General features: G+C 61.7%; 18 protein-coding genes. 8 read left to right on the top strand and 10 right to left on the bottom strand.

Annotated features, from left to right (window positions below):
- Positions 1-7 precede the first annotated feature (7 nt).
- The 4 genes from arcC to arcD (ACP7CZ_RS15080) all read right to left on the bottom strand — a co-directional run bounded on the left by arcC (position 8) and on the right by arcD (ACP7CZ_RS15080) (position 4,823).
- Entirely contained in the window at positions 8-937 is a 930-nt protein-coding gene (gene arcC, locus ACP7CZ_RS15095) for a carbamate kinase (RefSeq protein WP_294204657.1), read from the bottom strand.
- 154 nt (positions 938-1,091) lie between these two features.
- Positions 1,092-2,102, bottom strand: a complete 1,011-nt coding sequence (locus ACP7CZ_RS15090; protein ID WP_014719695.1) for an ornithine carbamoyltransferase — start codon at positions 2,100-2,102, stop codon at positions 1,092-1,094.
- Between the two features lie 12 nt (positions 2,103-2,114).
- Positions 2,115-3,371: an arginine deiminase gene (gene arcA, locus ACP7CZ_RS15085; protein ID WP_014719694.1), complete on the bottom strand. Its 1,257-nt coding sequence runs from the start codon at positions 3,369-3,371 to the stop codon at positions 2,115-2,117.
- A gap of 24 nt (positions 3,372-3,395) precedes the next feature.
- On the bottom strand, positions 3,396-4,823 hold the full coding sequence (arcD, locus tag ACP7CZ_RS15080) for an arginine-ornithine antiporter (protein WP_014719693.1): 1,428 nt from the start codon (positions 4,821-4,823) through the stop codon (positions 3,396-3,398).
- A 397-nt stretch (positions 4,824-5,220) separates the two neighbouring features.
- Between arcD (ACP7CZ_RS15080) and arcD (ACP7CZ_RS15075) the strand changes: the two genes are divergently transcribed.
- Positions 5,221-6,648 (top strand): arginine-ornithine antiporter, encoded by a 1,428-nt coding sequence (gene arcD, locus ACP7CZ_RS15075; RefSeq protein WP_294204654.1) that lies wholly within the window; start codon positions 5,221-5,223, stop codon positions 6,646-6,648.
- Positions 6,645-7,496: a DNA-3-methyladenine glycosylase family protein gene (locus tag ACP7CZ_RS15070; protein ID WP_200583308.1), complete on the top strand. Its 852-nt coding sequence runs from the start codon at positions 6,645-6,647 to the stop codon at positions 7,494-7,496. Before arcD (ACP7CZ_RS15075) ends, ACP7CZ_RS15070 begins: the two co-directional genes overlap by 4 nt.
- A 104-nt stretch (positions 7,497-7,600) precedes the next feature.
- Here ACP7CZ_RS15070 and ACP7CZ_RS15065 read toward each other — a convergent pair whose 3' ends face one another.
- From ACP7CZ_RS15065 to ACP7CZ_RS15040, 6 genes are all read right to left on the bottom strand, one after another.
- On the bottom strand, positions 7,601-8,950 hold the full coding sequence (locus ACP7CZ_RS15065) for a CoA transferase (protein WP_057975118.1): 1,350 nt from the start codon (positions 8,948-8,950) through the stop codon (positions 7,601-7,603).
- Positions 8,951-8,987: 37 nt separating this feature from the next.
- Positions 8,988-10,334, bottom strand: a complete 1,347-nt coding sequence (locus ACP7CZ_RS15060) for a sensor histidine kinase (protein WP_054898400.1) — start codon at positions 10,332-10,334, stop codon at positions 8,988-8,990.
- Between the two features lie 64 nt (positions 10,335-10,398).
- Positions 10,399-10,857, bottom strand: a complete 459-nt coding sequence (locus ACP7CZ_RS15055) for an LTXXQ domain protein (RefSeq protein WP_034128544.1) — start codon at positions 10,855-10,857, stop codon at positions 10,399-10,401.
- Positions 10,858-11,107: 250 nt separating this feature from the next.
- A complete protein-coding gene (locus ACP7CZ_RS15050; RefSeq protein ID WP_003193803.1) occupies positions 11,108-11,785 on the bottom strand; it encodes a response regulator transcription factor in 678 nt (225 codons plus the stop codon).
- A 100-nt stretch (positions 11,786-11,885) separates the two neighbouring features.
- Entirely contained in the window at positions 11,886-12,185 is a 300-nt protein-coding gene (locus tag ACP7CZ_RS15045) for a YciI family protein (RefSeq protein WP_034128543.1), read from the bottom strand.
- Between the two features lies 1 nt (position 12,186).
- Positions 12,187-12,774, bottom strand: a complete 588-nt coding sequence (locus tag ACP7CZ_RS15040; protein WP_054898401.1) for a septation protein A — start codon at positions 12,772-12,774, stop codon at positions 12,187-12,189.
- An 87-nt stretch (positions 12,775-12,861) separates the two neighbouring features.
- On the opposite strand from ACP7CZ_RS15040, the gene ACP7CZ_RS15035 reads away from it, so the two are divergent.
- From ACP7CZ_RS15035 to rluB, 6 genes are all read left to right on the top strand, one after another.
- A complete protein-coding gene (locus ACP7CZ_RS15035) occupies positions 12,862-13,725 on the top strand; it encodes a PHP domain-containing protein (protein WP_020303140.1) in 864 nt (287 codons plus the stop codon).
- Positions 13,726-13,738: 13 nt separating this feature from the next.
- Positions 13,739-14,368, top strand: a complete 630-nt coding sequence (locus ACP7CZ_RS15030) for an L-threonylcarbamoyladenylate synthase (RefSeq protein WP_003193796.1) — start codon at positions 13,739-13,741, stop codon at positions 14,366-14,368.
- Positions 14,369-14,488: 120 nt separating this feature from the next.
- Entirely contained in the window at positions 14,489-15,187 is a 699-nt protein-coding gene (locus ACP7CZ_RS15025; RefSeq protein ID WP_164365898.1) for a segregation and condensation protein A, read from the top strand.
- A 12-nt stretch (positions 15,188-15,199) separates the two neighbouring features.
- Positions 15,200-16,120: an SMC-Scp complex subunit ScpB gene (gene scpB, locus ACP7CZ_RS15020; RefSeq protein WP_003193794.1), complete on the top strand. Its 921-nt coding sequence runs from the start codon at positions 15,200-15,202 to the stop codon at positions 16,118-16,120.
- A 126-nt stretch (positions 16,121-16,246) separates the two neighbouring features.
- Positions 16,247-16,438: a DUF1289 domain-containing protein gene (locus ACP7CZ_RS15015; RefSeq protein ID WP_034128540.1), complete on the top strand. Its 192-nt coding sequence runs from the start codon at positions 16,247-16,249 to the stop codon at positions 16,436-16,438.
- Between the two features lie 143 nt (positions 16,439-16,581).
- Positions 16,582-17,790 carry a 23S rRNA pseudouridine(2605) synthase RluB gene (gene rluB, locus ACP7CZ_RS15010; RefSeq protein ID WP_014719681.1) on the top strand — a complete coding sequence of 403 codons (1,209 nt, stop codon included), beginning with the start codon at positions 16,582-16,584 and terminating at the stop codon, positions 17,788-17,790.
- Positions 17,791-18,073 lie beyond the last annotated feature (283 nt).

Below are 18,073 nucleotides of genomic sequence, written 5' to 3'. Positions count from 1 at the left end.
CTCAACTTCACAGGTAGGTGATGCCAGGTTTTGCCGTGCTGATGCGCGTGCCGGCGCTGCCCTGGACGATGGCTTCTATGTCCGAGAGTGAACCGATCACCGCGGTTTTGCCAGTCTGACGGGCGAACTCGCAGGCGGCTTGTACCTTGGGGCCCATGGAGCCGGCGGCGAAGCCGAGTTTTTCCATCTCGTCGGGGTGGGCCTGGCCGATGGCCTTCTGGGTGGGCTTGCCGAAGTCAATAAAAGCGGCGTTGACGTCGGTGGCGATCACCAGCAAATCGGCCTCCAGTTGCGTTGCCAGCAAGGAGGAACACAAGTCTTTGTCGATCACCGCTTCAATGCCGCGCAGCTTGCCGTCTTCGCCATACATCGTCGGGATGCCGCCACCGCCGGCGCAGATCACGATGGCTTTTTTCTCCAGCAGCCATTTGATCGGGCGAATTTCAAAGATGCGTTTGGGCCGCGGGCTGGCGACTACACGGCGGTATTTGTCGCCGTCGGGCGCGATGGCCCAACCTTTTTCGGCGGCGAGTTGCTCGGCTTCGGCTTTGGCATATACCGGGCCGATAGGCTTGGTGGGGTTCTGGAAGGCCGGGTCCTTGGCGTCGACTTCGACCTGGGTGAGCAGGGTGGCGAATGGCACTTCAAAATCCAGCAGGTTGCCCAGTTCCTGTTCGATGATGTAGCCGATCATGCCCTCGGTCTCGGCGCCCAACACATCCAGCGGGTAGGGCGAGACGCTGGTGTAGGCCGCCGCCTGCAACGACAGCAGGCCGACCTGCGGGCCGTTGCCGTGGGCGATCACCAGTTCGTTGCCGGCGTGGATTTTGGCGATCTGTTCGGTGGCGATGCGGATATTGGCGCGTTGGTTGTCTGCGGTCATGGGTTCACCACGACGCAGGAGGGCGTTGCCGCCCAGGGCTACGACGATGCGCATACAGAATGTCCTTTCAGGGAACGCATGAACACCTCGGTCAATGTGGGAGCTGGCTTGCCTGCGATGAGGGCCTGGCAGGCGACCTGCTGTTGCCAGACCCACCGCTATCGCAGGCAAGCCAGCTCCCACACTGACGGTGTTCACACCGTGGAAATTAAATGTCTGCCAACGCCGACACCAGAATCGCCTTGATGGTATGCATGCGGTTTTCCGCCTGCTCAAAGGCGATGTTGGCCGGCGACTCGAAGACTTCCTCGGTCACTTCCACACCGTTGGCCAAGTGCGGATAGCGCGCAGCGATGTCCTTGCCGACCTTGGTTTCGCTGTTGTGGAACGCCGGCAGGCAGTGCATGAATTTCACCCGAGGGTTGCCCGAGGCTTTCATCATCTTGGCGTTGACCTGGTACGGCAGCAGTTGTTCGATACGCTCGTCCCACGCTTCCACCGGCTCGCCCATGGACACCCAGATATCGGTGTGGATGAAGTCCACGCCTTTGACTGCCTCTTTCGGGTCTTCGGTGATGGTGATGCGTGCACCGCTTTCCTCGGCAAATGCCTGGCACTGCTTGATGAAGTCTTCATGGGGCCACAGCGCTTTCGGCGCGCCGATGCGCACGTCCATGCCCAGCTTGGCGCCGATCATCAGCAGCGAGTTGCCCATGTTGTAGCGGGCGTCCCCGAGGTAGGCGTAGCTGATGTCATGCAGCGGCTTGTCGCTGTGTTCGCGCATGGTCAGGGTGTCAGCGATCATCTGGGTCGGGTGGAATTCGGCGGTGAGGCCGTTGAACACCGGCACACCGGCGAACTTGGCCAGCTCTTCGACGATTTCCTGCTCAAAACCACGGTACTCGATGGCATCGAACATCCGGCCCAACACGCGGGCGGTGTCTTTCATGCTTTCTTTGTGGCCGATCTGCGACGACACCGGGTCGATATAGGTGACGTGGGCGCCTTGGTCATGGGCCGCGACTTCGAAGGCACAGCGAGTGCGGGTCGAGGTTTTTTCGAAGATCAGCGCGATGTTCTTGCCCTGCAAGTGCGGGCGCTCGGTGCCGGTGTATTTGGCGCGTTTGAGGTCGCGGGACAGGTCCAGCAGGTAATGCAGCTCGCGGGTAGTGTGGTGCATCAGCGACAGCAGGCTGCGGTTGCGCATATTGAAAGCCATGATGGAATCTCCTTAATAGTCGATAGGGTCGCGGATGATCGGGCAGGTCATGCAGTGGCCGCCGCCACGGCCACGGCCGAGTTCACCGGCGCTGATGGTGATCACTTCCACACCGGCCTTGCGCAGCAGGGTGTTGGTGTAGGTGTTGCGGTCGTAGCCAATCACCACGCCCGGTTCCACGGCCACCACGTTGTTGCCGTCATCCCATTGCTCGCGTTCGGCGGCGAAGCTGTTGCCGCCGGTCTCGACGACACGTAGCGCCTTGAGGTTGAGCGCTGCGGCCACGGTTTCGAGGAAGTTGGTTTTCTCGCGCTGGATGTCGATGCCGTGGGGCTTGCTCTCGTCAGGGCGCAGGGTGAACGGCACGATCTGGTTGACCACTTCGGGGAAGACGGTGACCAGGTCGCGGTCGCAGAAGCTGAACACAGTGTCCAGGTGCATCGCGGCGCGGGATTTGGGCAGGCCGGCAACGATGACGCGTTCCACGGCTTTGTTCTGGAACAGGTTGCGCGCCAGTTGGCCGATGGCCTGGTGGGAGGAGCGCTCACCCATGCCGATCAACACCACGCCATTGCCAATCGGCATCACGTCGCCGCCTTCCAGCGTCGCGGCGCCATGTTCCTGGTCGGGGTCGCCGTACCAGATCTGGAAGTCCGCGTTGGTGAACTCAGGGTGGAATTTATAGATGGCGCTGGTCAGCAGGGTTTCCTGGCGTCGCGCCGGCCAGTACATCGGGTTGAGCGTCACGCCGCCGTAGATCCAGCAGGTGGTGTCGCGGGTGAACTGGGTATTGGGCAGCGGCGGCAGGATGAAACTGGCGTGGCCGAGAAAATCGCGGAACATCTCGATGGTCTTGCCACCGAAGCTGCTCGGCAGGTCGTCGGCCGATACGCCGCCAATCAGGTATTCGCTGATTTTGCGCGGCTCCAGGCTGCGCAGCCACGAGCCGACTTCATCGACCAGGCCCAGGCCTACCGTGTTGGCGGTGATCTTGCGTTCCAGAATCCAGTCCAGCGCTTCGGGGTTGGCGACGATGTCGGTGAGCAGGTTGTGCATTTCCAGCACATCAATGTCCCGCTCGCGCATCTTGGTCACGAAGTCGAAGTGGTCGCGCTTGGCCTGGGCCACCCACAGCACGTCATCGAACAGCAGCTCGTCGCAGTTGTTGGGGGTCAGCCGCTGGTGGGCCAAACCTGGGGAGCACACCATGACTTTGCGCAGTTTGCCGGCTTCGGAATGTACGCCGTACTTCACTTTTTCCGTGGTCATTACAGATCCTCCAGTGAACAACAATTACAGGGTCAGGAAGCCGTCGTAGAGCCCATAGGCCGCCACCAGGGCGCCAATGACCACTGCGGCGAAAATCAGCTTCTCGACGGGGGTGAAAATCGGTTTGCCCAGTTCACGCTTGGCCTTGGCGAACAGGATCGCGCCGGGGGCGTAGAGCAGGGCGGAGAGCAGCAGGTATTTGGTGCCGCCGGCATACAGCAGCCAGATCGCATAGATCAGGGCGATGGCGCCGATGAACAGGTCTTTCCTGCGCTCTTTGAGGGCGTTCTCGTAGGTCTCGCCGCGCACCGCCAGCAGCAGGGCGTAGGCCGCCGACCACAGGTAAGGCACCAGGATCATCGAGGTGGCGAGGTAGATCAGTGACAGGTAAGTGCTGGCGGAAAACAGCGTGATCACCAGGAATATCTGCACCATTGCGTTGGTCAGCCACAGGGCGTTGACCGGCACGTGGTTGGCGTTCTCCTTGCGCAGGAACTCCGGCATGGTGTGGTCCTTGGCGGCGGCGAACATGATCTCCGCACACAGCAGCACCCAGGACAGCAGCGCGCCGAGCAGGGAGATGATCAAGCCCACGCTGATCAGCACCGCGCCCCAGTGGCCCACCACATGCTCCAGCACGGCGGCCATCGACGGGTTTTGCAGCTTGGCCAGTTCCGGCTGGGTCATGATCCCCAGGGACAGCACGTTCACCAGCATCAGGAACAGCAGCACGGTGATAAAGCCGATCACGGTGGCCTTGCCCACGTCGCTGCGTTTCTCGGCACGGGACGAGAAGATGCTCGCGCCTTCGATGCCGATAAACACCCACACGGTGACCAGCATCATGTTGCGCACCTGGTTCATCACACTGCCCAGGTCCGGGTTTTTCACGCCCCAGATGTCGGCGGTGAAGATGTCCAGCTTGAACGCGAACAGCGCGATGAGCACGAACAGCAGCAGCGGCACCACCTTGGCGACGGTGGTTACCAGGTTAATGAACGCGGCTTCCTTGATGCCGCGCAGCACCAGGAAATGCACGGCCCACAACAGCACTGACGCAGCGATCACCGCCGTCGGGGTATTGCCCTCGCCAAAGACCGGGAAGAAATAGCCCAAGGTGCTGAACAGCAAGACGAAGTAGCCGACGTTGCCCAGCCAGGCGCTGATCCAGTAACCCCAGGCAGATGAAAAACCCATGTAGTCGCCGAAACCGGCCTTGGCGTAGGCGTAGACCCCGCCGTCGAGGTCAGGCTTGCGGTTGGCGAGGGTCTGGAACACGAAGGCGAGGGTCAACATGCCGATGGCGGTAATCACCCAGCCGATCAACACCGCACCGACATCGGCGCTGGCGGCCATGTTTTGTGGCAATGAAAAGATACCGCCGCCAATCATCGAGCCGACGACAAGTGCGACCAGGGCGCCTAGTCGAAGTTTTCCGGGAGTTTCAGACATTGCATGACTCCAATGCAGGAGAAGAGAGACCACAGAATAATTCCGTGCGCTAATCAAACAGCTGACTCAGATCACTTCATTGGCACATTCCATTGTGAATTAACGACTTAGGGTGAGGTTTTTGCGGGCGAACAAGTCCCGCAAAGGCGCTTGATAGAGCGCTCTTTGCTTTGTGGTTAATCATTTGGTCGAGGACATGGGTGTTGACGCTAGTTCGTATTTGCGAATGTGCAAATTTTTTGTACGTTGTTTGACTATCGCTTCATAATTAACGTATTTAAATTCTAAATAAGCCTAAACTTCCTACCTTTACATATCCTTATGTTATGACAACGTCATTAATCTGAATTACTTATGTGCGCAGTTGTCGCCCAACCGTTTATTTCGAGGAAGCTGCATGACCCAACCCGCCCAGAAACTTCGGCTCAGTGCCCTGATTGCCCTGGTGGTGGGCTCGATGATTGGCGGCGGCATCTTTTCATTGCCGCAGAACATGGCTTCCCGTGCCGAAGTGGGGGCCATCTTGATCGGCTGGGCGATCACCGCCATCGGCATGCTGACCCTGGCCTTTGTGTTCCAGACGTTGGCGAACCGTAAGCCCGAACTGGACTCCGGGGTGTATGCCTACGCCAAGGCGGGTTTTGGCGATTACATGGGCTTTTCATCCGCCTGGGGTTACTGGATCAGTGCGTGGATGGGCAATGTCGGTTATTTCGTCTTGCTGTTCAGCACCCTCGGCTACTTTTTTCCGGCGTTCGGCCAGGGCAATACGCCGCTTGCCATCGGCTGCGCGTCGCTGTTGCTGTGGGCCGTACATTTTCTGGTGATGCGCGGGATCAAAGAGGCAGCGTTCATCAATCAGGTGACGACGGTGGCGAAGATCGTGCCGCTGCTGATGTTTATCGTGATCGCCGCCGTTGCATTCAAGGCGGATATTTTCACCCGCGATATCTGGGGAATGGGTAACCCGCAGATGGGCAGCGTGGTCGAGCAGGTGCGCCACATGATGCTGGTCACGGTGTTTGTGTTTATCGGGATCGAAGGCGCCAGTGTGTATTCGGCGCGGGCGCGGAAACGCTCGGACGTGGGGCGCGCCACTGTGATTGGTTTCGTGGGCGTGCTGGCCTTGCTGGTGCTGGTGAATGTGTTGTCCCTGGGCATCATGAGCCAGCCGGAGCTGGCGCAATTGCAGAACCCGTCTCTGGCCGGTGTGTTGGAGCATATCGTCGGGCCTTGGGGCGCGGTATTGATCAGTATCGGCCTGGCGGTTTCGCTGCTCGGCGCGTTGCTCTCGTGGGCGCTGCTGTGCGCGGAAATCCTCTATGCCACCGCCCAGGACAAGACCATGCCGGCGTTCCTGAAGAAGGAAAACGCCAATCAGGTGCCGGTCAATGCCTTATGGCTGACCAACGTGATGATCCAGGCATTCCTGGTGATCACGCTGTTTTCCGCCAGCACCTACACCACCCTGATCTACCTGGCTTCCTCAATGATCCTGGTGCCTTATTTGTGGTCGGCGGCCTATGCGGTGCTGTTGAGCGCGCGCGGCGAAACCTATGCAGGCTGGCAGCGCCGGCGCATGAAAGATCTGCTGGTGGGGCTGGTTGCCCTCGGCTACGCGATTTGGCTGCTGTATGCGGGGGGCTTGAAGTATTTGCTGCTGTCGGCGTTGCTGTACGCACCGGGTGTGATCCTGTTTGCCCTGGCCAAGCGCGAGCAGGGCCAACCCTTGTTTACCACCGTGGAAAAAGGCATTTTCAGCGGCGTGATCGCGGGCGCCGGGTTAGCCGCGTATGGGCTGTATAGCGGGGTATTGTCACTGTGAGACTGGCGTATCAACCGCCCTACGACTGGGCGGCGATGCTGGGGTTCCTATCGGCGCGGGCGATTACCGGGTTGGAAGCCGTGGACGCCGGGGTGTATCGGCGCAGTATCAGTGTGGCGGGCCGACATGGCTGGGTCAGCCTCGAACCGGGCGTGGGGGATTGGCTGGAGGTGACGGTCGACTTTCCCGAGCCTGCAGCGATGCCTGAGATCGAGCGGCGCTTGCGCAGGATGTTTGATCTGGATGCGGTGCCTGAGGTGATCAACGCGCAATTGTCGCAAGACCCCCTGATGGCGCAACTGGTTGCGGCCCACCCTGGCCTACGGTTGCCAGGCACCTGGGACGGGTTGGAACTGGCGATTCGTGCAGTGCTGGGCCAGCAGATCACCGTGGTGGCGGCGATTCGCCTGGCGGGCAAGTTGGTGGCGCAGTATGGCCAGACCCTGCAAACCCCGCACGCCGGTATTACCCACCTGTTTCCGACACCTGAAGTGTTGGCTGCGGCGGACCTGACTACCCTGGGCATGCCCAAGGCGCGGGGCCGTACGTTGTCTGGTGTGGCCCAGGCGCTGTTGGATGACCCACAGCTTTTCGAACCCAAGGCTAGCCTCCAGGACGGCGTTGCAAGGCTAGTGGCATTGCCGGGGATTGGAGAGTGGACCGCGCAGTACATCGCCATGCGCCAGTTGCGCGAGGCGGATGCGTTTGCGTCGGGGGATATCGGGCTGATCAATGCTTTGGCGGCTTTGGAAGGTGGGCCGGTATCGGCGCGGCAGTTATTGGCGCGTGCCGAGGCGTGGCGGCCGTTGAGGGCGTATGCGGCGCAGCATTTGTGGACAACCCTGTAGGAGCGAGCTTGCTCGCGAAAAACCTGAGAACGCCGCTGTGTATCAGGTTTCCCGCGTTATCGTTGGCGACCTTCGCGAGCAAGCTCGCTCCTACAGGGTATTAGTCACCACTGAGGCCGGTGCGAACCCAGTTCCACCGCCGGAAAATCCCACTGCAACGGCGTGCCACTGATGCTCAGCGGGGCTAGCAGCCGATGAGCCTGGCCCCAGGCTGTCTGCTCCACCACCAGGCCTTGGTCATTGATATCTTCTTCGCGCAATGCCGCTTGCTGTGACACTTGCCCGGCCTCCACCAGCAACTTCGCCGTACGCGCCAACGACAAGCGCGCCGAACCGCCGCGTCCGGAGTCCAGGCGCTCGGCCAACGCCCGGATCGCACTGGCGGCCATCAAATAGCCGGTGGCGTGATCCAGCGCCTGCACCGGCAGCGGCAGCGGTTTATCCGTCTGTTTCCAGGCCATGCCCGCCTCGGCAATCCCGCTGCTCATCTGCACCAGGCTGTCAAAGCCACGCCGATTACGCCATGGGCCGCTCCAGCCGTAGGCGTTGAGGCTGACGTCGATCAGTCCGGGGGCGATGTGCTGACGTTCGCCAAGGGTATAACCGAGTTGCTCCAAGGCATCGGCGCGGTAACCGTGGAACAGGATGTCGGCGTCCTTGAGCAACGCTTCGAACACTTGCCGGTCGTCGTGGCTCGTTAGATCCAGGCGGGCGCAGCGTTTACCCAGGGTCATTTCCGGGACGACGCCAGGTTCGTTCCAGGTGGGCGAGTCGATGCGCAGTACGCTGGCACCCAAGCCGGCGAGGAAACGACTGGCCACCGGGCCGGCCAGCACCCGGGTCAAATCCAGCACCTTGATGCCGGCCAGTGGGCGCGCTGCGGAACCGAGCCAGGGTTTGTCGGTGCCGCGTTCGAAGACCTGACGCTGGATCAACGCTTCGGCGTTTACCGCCAAGCCTTGGGGATGCTGCTGCCAGGCTTGCCAGCTACGCATCTGCGCCGCACAACCGCCCGCATCGACAACCGCCTGTTCCAGTTCGGCGGCTTTCCAGGTCGCGACTCTACTCGCCATGGCTGCGCGATCAGCGGCAGGCCCCAATACCCGCTCGGCCGCTGCGCGGTGATGGGGCGCGTTGGTGTGCAGACGGATCCAGCCATCCACGCTGGCGTAATCACCCGCTACCGGGTCCCACAAAGGCGGCACTTGCCACCCCACGGGACGAATCGACGAGGAGAACCACAACGAGGCCAGGCGCCGATCCACGCTGACGCTGGGCAGGCGCCCGGTTTGTTGCTCAATCAACTGGGCGACGGCCTGGCCCGCGGCGCCGATGCTGGCGGCCGCCAGGTCTGTCACGGCGAAGGTCGAGGGCAAGGCGCCGGCCTGGGTCTGGGGCAGTGGGGCGTGCGGTAAAGCGAGTGCGGCTTGGATGGGAGTCAGCAGGTCTGTCATCAAAGGCCCTCCGTAAGAGAAGGGCCACTATAGAAGATCATCCCACCGGTGTGGCAACCCCAGGGATCAAGGGCAGTTCGATGCTGGCGATAAAGCCGCCATCGGGATGGTTGGCCAGGATCAGGTTACCGCCATGGCGCTCGGCGGCGCGACGGGCGATGGCCAGGCCCAGGCCATGGCCTTGGGCGGTCTGGCCTGGCGCCCGGTAGAACGGCTCGCCCAATTGGCTCAGGTGCTCGGCTTCAACGCCGGGGCCGTGGTCGCGTACGCTGATCAGAATGCGCCCGCCTTGATGCTGGGCCTGCAATTCAATCGGTTCGCCCACCGGGTTGAAGCGCTGGGCATTGCGCAGCAGGTTGTCCACGGCGCGTTCGATCATGGTCGGCCAGCCTTTAAGCTGCAAGTCATTGGCAGTCGTCAGTTGCACCACTTGCTCGGGGGCACTGAGTTGGGCGTCCTTTTGCAGCGTTTTAAGCAACGGGGTGAGGTCGATGTCTTCGGCGCTGGCGTTGTCGGCGTCGACCCGCGCCAATACCAGGATCTCGCTGATCAAGGCCTCCAGTCGATCGCATTCGCGGGTCAGGCGCGGCCAGAGTTTTTCCCGTTCTTCGGGGCTGGCGCGTTCGGCCAGGGCCAGGGCGATACGCAAGCGCGCCAACGGCGAGCGCAGTTCGTGGGACACGTCGCGCAGCAACTGGCGCTGGCTGCCGATCAGGCTTTGCAGGCGTGCGCCCATGCGGTTGAAGTCGTTGGCCAGCACGCCGAACTCGTCGCGCCGATTGGCCAGTTGCGCCAGGCTGTTCTGTTGATAAGTGGTTTGCCCCAGATCATGCACCGCGCCGCGCAAACGGCTGAGTGGGCGGGTGATGGACAAGGTCACCAGCAGGCTGAACAGGGTCAGCACCACCAGGGTAATCGCCAATGCACTGAGCGGCCACAGCAGGCTGCTGCGGTGCCAGGCGTCCAGCTCCGGGTGAGGAATACGGTAGATCAATAGGTAGGTGTCGCCGGTTTTGGCGCTGGTGTACTCGGCGGTCAGGCGTCGCCACGGCAGGTGGCCGTCCTGGCTGTCGTTCTGGCGGGCTTCGAACGCGGCGGCGCGGCGCGGGAAGGTGCCGCGCACCACCGGGTCGCCGCTTTCGTTAAGCACTTGCACGTCGATGTGGTACTGGCGTTTGCGCTGCTGCAGCAACTCCTGGGCGGCGTCTTCGCCCTGGGTTTCGTAGAGCTGCGTCCACTCTTGGGCCAGGTTGTTGAGGCCAGGGTGGCGGCTGAGAATCCAGGCATCCTGGTTGAGCATGTGCCCAAGCAGGATCGACAAACCGGCAACCAGGGCGATGGCCAGCCAGAAACTCGCCAGGATACGCCAGAACAATGAACGCACAGGAAACCCTCAAACAGGAAAAGCCCAGCGGCGCGAACCACTGGGCTGGGGTGAAGCTAGGTCATTATTGCGCTTTTTGCGCTTGCTGGGCTTTCCAGGCCTGGAACTCTTTCCATTCGGCGCGGCGTTCGGCTTGTTTCTTGACGATTTCGTCGTACTTCTTCTGCTGGTCGGGCTTGAGCACGGCACGGATATCGGTCTGGGTTTTCTGCTTGCCGGCGGCGATTTCGTCCTGCATCGCCTTCTGGTCAGCGGCTGGCAGTTTGTCCAGGTACTTTTTGACCAGGTCTTTGCGGGCGTGCCATTGGTCACCCATCAGCTTGCGGATCTGCTCGCGCTGTTCCTTGCTCAAGTCCAGCTGGCTGAACGGGCCGCCTTTGCCACGCGGACCGTGTTCACCGTGGCCTGGGCCGCCCATCATGTGGCTTTCAGGACCACCCATCGGGCCTGGGCCTTCCGGCATTGCCATGGCAACGGTGGGCAGGGCAGTGGCGAACATCAAAGCGATAAGGGTCTTGCGCATGGTGATTCTCCTGTCTCTATTCCGGTGAGTCCGGATGTGAGTAGGTTACGCAGCGCAAGGTCAGCGGCGGTCAGGGGAGGGTAAAGCTTCGGTAAAGACGGGTTTGATAGGAACTGACAAAACCCTCGAGGCTGATGAGAACGCGGGTGGGAGCTGGCTTGCCTGCGATAGCGGTGTGTCAGTCACCCTCATGCTAACTGGCCCACCACTATCGCAGGCAAGCCAGCTCCCCCAGGGTTGAGCGTGATGTTTAGAGGCTGTAGTAGTAACCACGACTACGCAGCGCCACGATCCGTGGCCGGCCATCGGGGTGTGGGCCGATCTTTTTACGCAGGTTGCTGACGTGCATATCCAGGCTGCGGTCATACAGGGTCAGCTTGCGGCCCAGGGCGATCTGCGCCAGTTCCTGTTTATCCAGGGGCTCGCCGGGTTGGCGCAGCAATGCTTCAAGCAGACGGCTTTCGGAGACGGTGAGGGCGAACTCCTGTTCATCGATGCTGACCACGCCGCGCACCGGGCTGAAGCACAGGTCGCCCAGTTCCAGCTGGGTCGATACCGCGGCCGGGTGGCTGCGGCGCAATACGGCGCGCAGGCGCGCCGTCAGCTCGCGCGGATCGCAAGGCTTGGCCAGGTAGTCGTCGGCGCCCAGTTCCAGGCCGAGGATGCGGTCCAGGGGTTCGCCCCGGGCCGAGAGCATCAGCACCGGCAGCTCCGGGTGGTCGTTGCGCAATTGCTTGAGCAGCTCCAGGCCGCTGCCGTCGGGCAGCATAACATCCAGTACGACGGCCGCCGGCGCACTGTCGGCCAGGGCTTTTCGGGCACTCAAGCCGTCATGGCAGGCGCGTACCTGGAAACCTTCCTGGCTCAACCAACTGGTCAGCAGCTCACAGAGCTCCTGGTCATCATCTATCAGTAACAGCTCGCTCATGACTCACTCAATTTAGCCATTGTCGGCGGCGAAGGCCCCACCGGTGACGCCGTGAGCCATTAGGAGTGCGCCGAAACGATTAGGTTCGACGCAGCCGCGCTCAAGGCAAGACTTGCTTGAACGGCTTGACCACTACATCGGCGTAGACGCCTGCTGCGACATAAGGGTCAGCCTTGGCCCAGGCCTGGGCGTCGGCCAGGGAGGCGAACTCGGCGACGATCAGGCTTCCGCTGAAACCCGCGTCGCCTGGGTCGTTGCTGTCGACGGCCGGGTGCGGTCCGGCCAGTACCATGCGGCCTTCGGCTTGCAGTTGTTTGAGGCGCTCGACGTGGGCAGGGCGTACGCTCAGGCGTTTTTCCAGGGAGTTGGCAACGTCGGTGGCAATGATGGCGTAGAGCATGTCAGTCCTCGGTTTTCGGTGTGGTGTCATGCAGGTGGCGTGACAGGTAGATGCCCTGGCCGATCAAAAACAATACGGTCATGCCCAGGCTGCCAAACACTTTGAAGTCGACCCAGTAGTCCTGGAAGGTGAAGGCCACGAACAGGTTGGCGGCGCCGCAGAACAGGAAGAACACGATCCAGGCCACGTTCAGGCGCCCCCACACCGGCTCCGGCAAGGTCAGCGCATGGCCCATGATCCGCTTGATCAGCAGGCGGTCACCGATGAAGTGGCTGCCGATAAACACCAGGGCGAACAGCCAGTTGACCACCGGGGCTTTCCATTTAAGGAAGGTTTCGCTGTGGAAGGCCAGGGTCAGGCCGCCGAACACCAGGCAGGCGACGAGGGTGAGCCATTGGCTTTTTTCCAGCTTGCGCTGCGAGATGAAGATGGCGCCGTACACTACGATAGAGCTGATGATCAGTACGGCAGTGGCACTGTAGATGCCCCCGAACGACAGCTCGTGGCCGGCGATTTCGATGACCCTGGGGTCGAGTTTGGTAACGATGAAAAACAGCAACAGCGGGATGAAGTCGATGAATTGTTTCACAGTAAGAGCCAGAAGCTGGATGTGTCGGCATAATAACAAACATCCTTGGTTGCGATAGCGCCAGCTGACTTGAGGTTACACACCCCCGTGAATGTTGATTTGCACTGCCACAGCACGGCCTCCGACGGCGCCCTGGCGCCCGCGGTACTGGTTGCGCGTGCGTTTGAAAAAGGCGTGCGAGTTTTGGCATTGACCGACCATGACACCCTTGAAGGCCTCGACGAAGCCCGCCAGGCCGCGCACTCCCTGGGTATGCAGCTGGTCAACGGCGTGGAATTGTCCTGCACCTGGGGCGGCGCCACCATCCACGTGCTGGGCTACGGTTTTGATCAAAAGGCCCCGCCCTTGGTGGCGGCGATTGCCCAATTGCACGATGGCCGCTGGCTGCGGTCCGAAGAAATAAGCCGCAAGCTCAGCCTTAAAGGCATGCCAGGTGCCCTCGACGGTGCCCGTGCTATCCAGCAGGAACTGGGCGACAGCGGCAACGCACCGGCCCGTCCGCACTTTGCCGACTGGATGGTGCGTGCAGGCTATGTGAAGGATCGCGCCGAGGCCTTTCGCAAATGGCTGGGCGCCGGCAAGTTGGGCGATGTGAAGCTGCACTGGCCAACCCTGGAAGACACCGTCCAGACCCTGCGGGCCTCCGGGGCCTGGGTGAGCCTGGCGCATCCCTGGCATTACGATTTCACCCGCAGCAAGCGCCGCAAGCTGATCAGCGACTATATTGGAGCGGGTGGCCACGCCATCGAGGTGGTCAATGGGCATCAACCCGCCGAACAGGTCGGCAGCCTGGCGATCCTCGCCCGCGAATTTGGTCTGCTGGTCAGTGCCGGCAGTGACTTTCATGGCCCAGGCGGCTGGTCCGAGATTGGCGAATATCGCCAGGTCCCGGAAGATCTGCCGCTGTTGTGGGGGCGATTCAAGCATGACCCCATTATTGCCACCGTCTGAACAGGTAGAGCACGTGAGCCAATTCTTCCAGATTCATCCGGAAAACCCTCAGGCGCGCCTGATCAAACAGGCCGTGGAGATCATCCGTGCCGGCGGCGTGGTGATCTATCCGACTGATTCGTCCTACGCCATTGGCTGCCAGATCGGCGACAAGGGCGCGGTGGAGCGAGTAAGACGCCTGCGCCAGCTGGACGACAAGCACAACTTTGCGCTGATCTGCAGCGACTTGTCCCAGCTCGGGCTGTTCGCCAAGGTCGACACCGGCACCTTCCGCCTGCTCAAGGCCCACACGCCGGGGCCCTACACCTTCATCCTCAACGCCACCCGCGAAGTGCCGCGCCTGTTGCTGCACCCGAAGAAGCGCACCATTGGCCTGCGCGTGCCGGAACACCCGATTGCCCTGGCGCTGCTGGCCGAATTGGGCGAACCGCTGATGAGCGTGTCGTTGATCCTGCCCGGCGAAACCGAGCCGTTGTACGACCCTTACGAAATGCGCCGTTTGCTGGAAAAGCACGTCGACCTGATCATCGACGGCGGCTACGGTGGCAACAAGGCCTCCACGGTGATCAACCTGGCCGATGGCGAACCAGAAGTGGTGCGTGTGGGTTGTGGCGATCCGGCTCCGTTCATGGTCGAGGCCTGAATGTCAGCCGTGGAAGCCGCTGATCCCCAGGCTGGCGCCCAGCAGGAACTGCCGTTTGCCATGGTGTATGGCCAGGCGGTCATGGAAATGCCCCTGGACCTGTACATCCCGCCGGACGCCCTGGAGGTGTTCCTTGAAGCCTTCGAAGGCCCGCTGGACTTGCTGCTGTACCTGATCCGCAAGCAGAACATCAACATCCTTGACATTCCGGTGGCAGAAATTACCCGCCAATACATGGGCTATGTCGAGCTGATGCAGTCGGTGCGCCTGGAACTGGCCGCCGAGTACCTGGTCATGGCCGCCATGCTCGCCGAGATCAAGTCGCGCATGCTGTTGCCGCGCTCGGAGACGGTGGAAGCCGAAGAGGATGACCCGCGCGCCGAGCTGATCCGCCGCCTGCAGGAGTACGAACGCTTCAAGGCCGCCGCCGAAGGCATCGACGGCCTGAGCCGTGTGGGCCGTGATGTGGTGGTGCCCAAGCTCGACGCTCCCGAGGCGCGCGCGCGCAAGTTGCTGCCGGACGTGAGTCTGGAAGAATTGCTGATGTCCATGGCCGAAGTACTGCGCCGCGGCGATATGTTCGAGAGCCACCAGGTCAGCCGTGAAGCGCTGTCCACCCGCGAGCGCATGAGCGATGTGCTGGAACGTCTCAAGGGAGGTGGGTTTGTGCCCTTTGTCGAGTTGTTTACTGCCGAAGAGGGCCGACTGGGCGTGGTGGTGACCTTTATGGCGATCCTTGAGCTGGTGAAGGAGTCCTTGGTCGAGCTGGTGCAGAATGAGCCTTTTGCGGCTATCCACGTGCGGGCGCGAGCCGAATAACGAGCTGAATCGATGAATCTGACTGAACCCCGCGAACTGGCCCCTTTGCTGGAGGCCTTTCTCCTGGCCTCGGGCAAACCGCAATCTCTGGAGCGCCTGTTCGAACTCTTTGAAGAGGCCGAACGCCCGGAGCCGCCGGTCTTCAAGAAGGCCTTGGAGATCCTGCGCAAATCCTGCGAGGGCCGTGCCTTTGAACTGCGTGAAGTGGCGTCGGGTTACCGCCTGCAGATCCGTGAGAAGTTTTCACCGTGGGTCGGGCGTTTGTGGGAAGAACGCCCGCAGCGCTACTCCCGGGCGATGCTGGAGACCATGGCGCTGATCGCCTATCGCCAGCCCATCACCCGGGGCGAGATCGAAGACGTGCGTGGTGTGGCGGTCAACAGCCATATCGTCAAGACCCTGCTGGAACGTGAGTGGATCCGCATTGTTGGCTACCGCGATGTGCCGGGCAAGCCGGCCATGTTCGCCACCACCAAGGTGTTTCTCGATCACTTCAACCTGAAAAACCTTGACGATTTGCCGCCCCTGGCCGAGCTGCGCGAAATGGAGGCCGAGCCGGTGCTCGACTTCGACGACGCACCGGTGCCGCAAAGCCTGCAGGAACTGGCCGACGCCAGCGCCGAGCCGGAGGAGCCCAAGGACGAAACCAGTTTCCATACGTTGTTGCTGGAGCTGGACGACATGGAGCAGGGGATCAAGACCGACTTCGACGATTTGCTGCGTGATGGTGCGGCGGAGCCAGAAACCCAGGTGAACGTTGAATCCGAGCCTGAGGTCGAAGCCGAAGACGATGTGCTTGGCGTGGCCCAAGCCCGGGAAAAGCTCCTGGCCGCCGTCGCCGCCCTCGAACAGCCGCCCCTGAGTGACGAAGAAGACGAAGCCCGGGCGCTGGCCGAGGCCATCGAGAACGAACGCCGTCAGCTCGAAGACTGACCGGCTCTGACGTTCACCGCGCAACCCATGTGGGAGCTGGCTTGCCTGCGATGCAGACGCCTCGGTCTCTCAGATGCAAGGAGGTGATGCCATCGCAGGCAAGCCAGCTCCCACAGAGGATCGACCATGAGTGCCATGAAAGACCCGTGCATCAGCATCTGCAAATTCAACGATGACATCTGCGTCGGCTGTGGCCGCAGCAAGCGTGAAATCCGTGCCTGGAAGAAGCTCGATAAAGCCGACAAGCGCACGGTGCTGGCCGAAGCCGAGCTGCGATTGCTGGCCCTGGGGGCCACCGGTCGGCGGAAAAGCAAATGAGCTGGGCGTTATCGACTAGTCTGTGATGCGCAACACGCGCCATGCGCGTATGATTCGCGACCCCTTGCCGACCTATTCGGCCAAGGCTCCGCTTTCAATACCCTCAGGCCACGCCTGAATCGACCCACCGGGAGGTGCTTACGATGAATGACCAAGACCAGAAAGACCAGGAAATCGGCCCAGCAGGCGAAAAGCTGCAAAAAGTGCTGGCGCGTATCGGCGTGGGCTCGCGCCGCGACGTCGAAGCCTGGATCACCCAGAAGCGCATCAAGGTCAACGGCGTCGAGGCAACCCTCGGCCAGCGCGTCGACCTGCACGATGCAATCACCATTGATGGCAAGGTCATCAAGCGTGAAGAGGCCGCCGAATCGGTGCGCCGCGTGATCATGTACAACAAGCCCGACGGCGAGATCTGCACCCGTGACGACCCGGAAGGCCGTCCGACCGTGTTCGACAAGATGCCCAAGCCTAAAGAAGGCCGCTGGATCAACATCGGTCGCCTGGACATCAACACCACCGGCTTGCTGATGTTCACCACTGACGGTGAGTTGGCCAACCGCCTGATGCACCCGTCCTACGAGATGGACCGTGAATACGCCGTGCGTGTACGTGGTGAAGTCGATGACGAGATGATCGAACGCCTCAAGGCGGGCGTGGTGCTCGAAGACGGCCCGGCCAAGTTCACCGACATCAAGCAGGCGCCGGGTGGCGAAGGTTTCAACCACTGGTACCACTGCGTGGTGATGGAAGGCCGTAACCGTGAAGTGCGTCGCCTGTGGGAGTCCCAGGGCCTGGTGGTCAGCCGCCTCAAGCGCGTGCGTTTTGGTCCGGTGTTCCTGAACTCCGACCTGCCGATGGGCCGCTGGCGCGAAATGAGCCAGTACGAAGTCGATATCCTCAGCGCCGAAGTGGGCCTGACGCCGGTTGCCATGCCGCAGATGAACGCCAAGAGCAAAGACAAGCTTGAGCGTATGCAGCGTAAATCGTCGCGCCCAGTGCCACGTACCGAACGTGTTGCTCGCACCCTGCGCCCTGCGCTGGATGCACCGGCCACCGGCGGTCGTATCTCGCGTCAGCCGCACATTGAAGGCGAACGCCGCCCCACCACGCCATCGCGTCAGGAAGGCGAGCGTGCGCCACGTACGCCGCGTCCTGCTCCGGCGGGTGGTCGCAGCAACCGTGGTGAAGCGGATCGCCCGGCCGACAACGCCAGCACCAAGCGTCCAGCCAAGCCAGCGGCGAACAAGCGCCCTGGCCCGAAACTGGTCGCGGACGAGCCTTCGGGCAAGCGCCGTGGCGCCCCGGCCGGTTCCGGCCAGCGTCCTGGTTTTGGCCGCAAGAAGCCGCAGTGATGCGCTAAGCGCTGCACGAAAACGCCAACCCTAGGGTTGGCGTTTTTTTTGCGATCTACATTCGAAATGCAATCAACTGTGGCAGCTGGCTTGCCTGTGATAGCGGTGGGCAAGCCCTAATGCCAGTCAGTTAAGACAGAATCGGCAACTGTGGCGAGGGAGCTTGCTCCCGCTGGGGCGCGAAGCGGCCCCAAAAATGGGACTGCTACGCAGTCCAGCGGGAGCAAGCTCCCTCGCCACAAGTCACTGGTTGTCTGCTCTAGCTCTTAACTGACTGGCATTA

This window comes from Pseudomonas sp. DWP2-2, from assembly GCF_049897065.1.
In the GTDB taxonomy this organism is placed as follows: Bacteria; Pseudomonadota; Gammaproteobacteria; order Pseudomonadales; family Pseudomonadaceae; genus Aquipseudomonas; species Aquipseudomonas paracarnis.
This window is presented reverse-complemented; position numbering and strand designations above follow the sequence as displayed.

What these genes read in the sequence shown, in the direction of transcription:
- arcD (WP_014719693.1), bottom strand. Translation starts at nt 4,823, where the DNA reads ATGTCTGAAACTCCCGGAAAACTTCGACTAGGCGCCCTGGTCGCACTT.
- scpB (WP_003193794.1), top strand. Translation starts at nt 15,200, where the DNA reads ATGAATCTGACTGAACCCCGCGAACTGGCCCCTTTGCTGGAGGCCTTT.
- rluB (WP_014719681.1), top strand. Translation starts at nt 16,582, where the DNA reads ATGAATGACCAAGACCAGAAAGACCAGGAAATCGGCCCAGCAGGCGAA.
- ACP7CZ_RS15015 (WP_034128540.1), top strand. Translation starts at nt 16,247, where the DNA reads ATGAGTGCCATGAAAGACCCGTGCATCAGCATCTGCAAATTCAACGAT.
- arcA (WP_014719694.1), bottom strand. Translation starts at nt 3,371, where the DNA reads ATGACCACGGAAAAAGTGAAGTACGGCGTACATTCCGAAGCCGGCAAA.
- ACP7CZ_RS15090 (WP_014719695.1), bottom strand. Translation starts at nt 2,102, where the DNA reads ATGGCTTTCAATATGCGCAACCGCAGCCTGCTGTCGCTGATGCACCAC.
- arcC (WP_294204657.1), bottom strand. Translation starts at nt 937, where the DNA reads ATGCGCATCGTCGTAGCCCTGGGCGGCAACGCCCTCCTGCGTCGTGGT.
- ACP7CZ_RS15045 (WP_034128543.1), bottom strand. Translation starts at nt 12,185, where the DNA reads ATGCTCTACGCCATCATTGCCACCGACGTTGCCAACTCCCTGGAAAAA.
- ACP7CZ_RS15050 (WP_003193803.1), bottom strand. Translation starts at nt 11,785, where the DNA reads ATGAGCGAGCTGTTACTGATAGATGATGACCAGGAGCTCTGTGAGCTG.
- ACP7CZ_RS15065 (WP_057975118.1), bottom strand. Translation starts at nt 8,950, where the DNA reads ATGACAGACCTGCTGACTCCCATCCAAGCCGCACTCGCTTTACCGCAC.
- arcD (WP_294204654.1), top strand. Translation starts at nt 5,221, where the DNA reads ATGACCCAACCCGCCCAGAAACTTCGGCTCAGTGCCCTGATTGCCCTG.
- ACP7CZ_RS15055 (WP_034128544.1), bottom strand. Translation starts at nt 10,857, where the DNA reads ATGCGCAAGACCCTTATCGCTTTGATGTTCGCCACTGCCCTGCCCACC.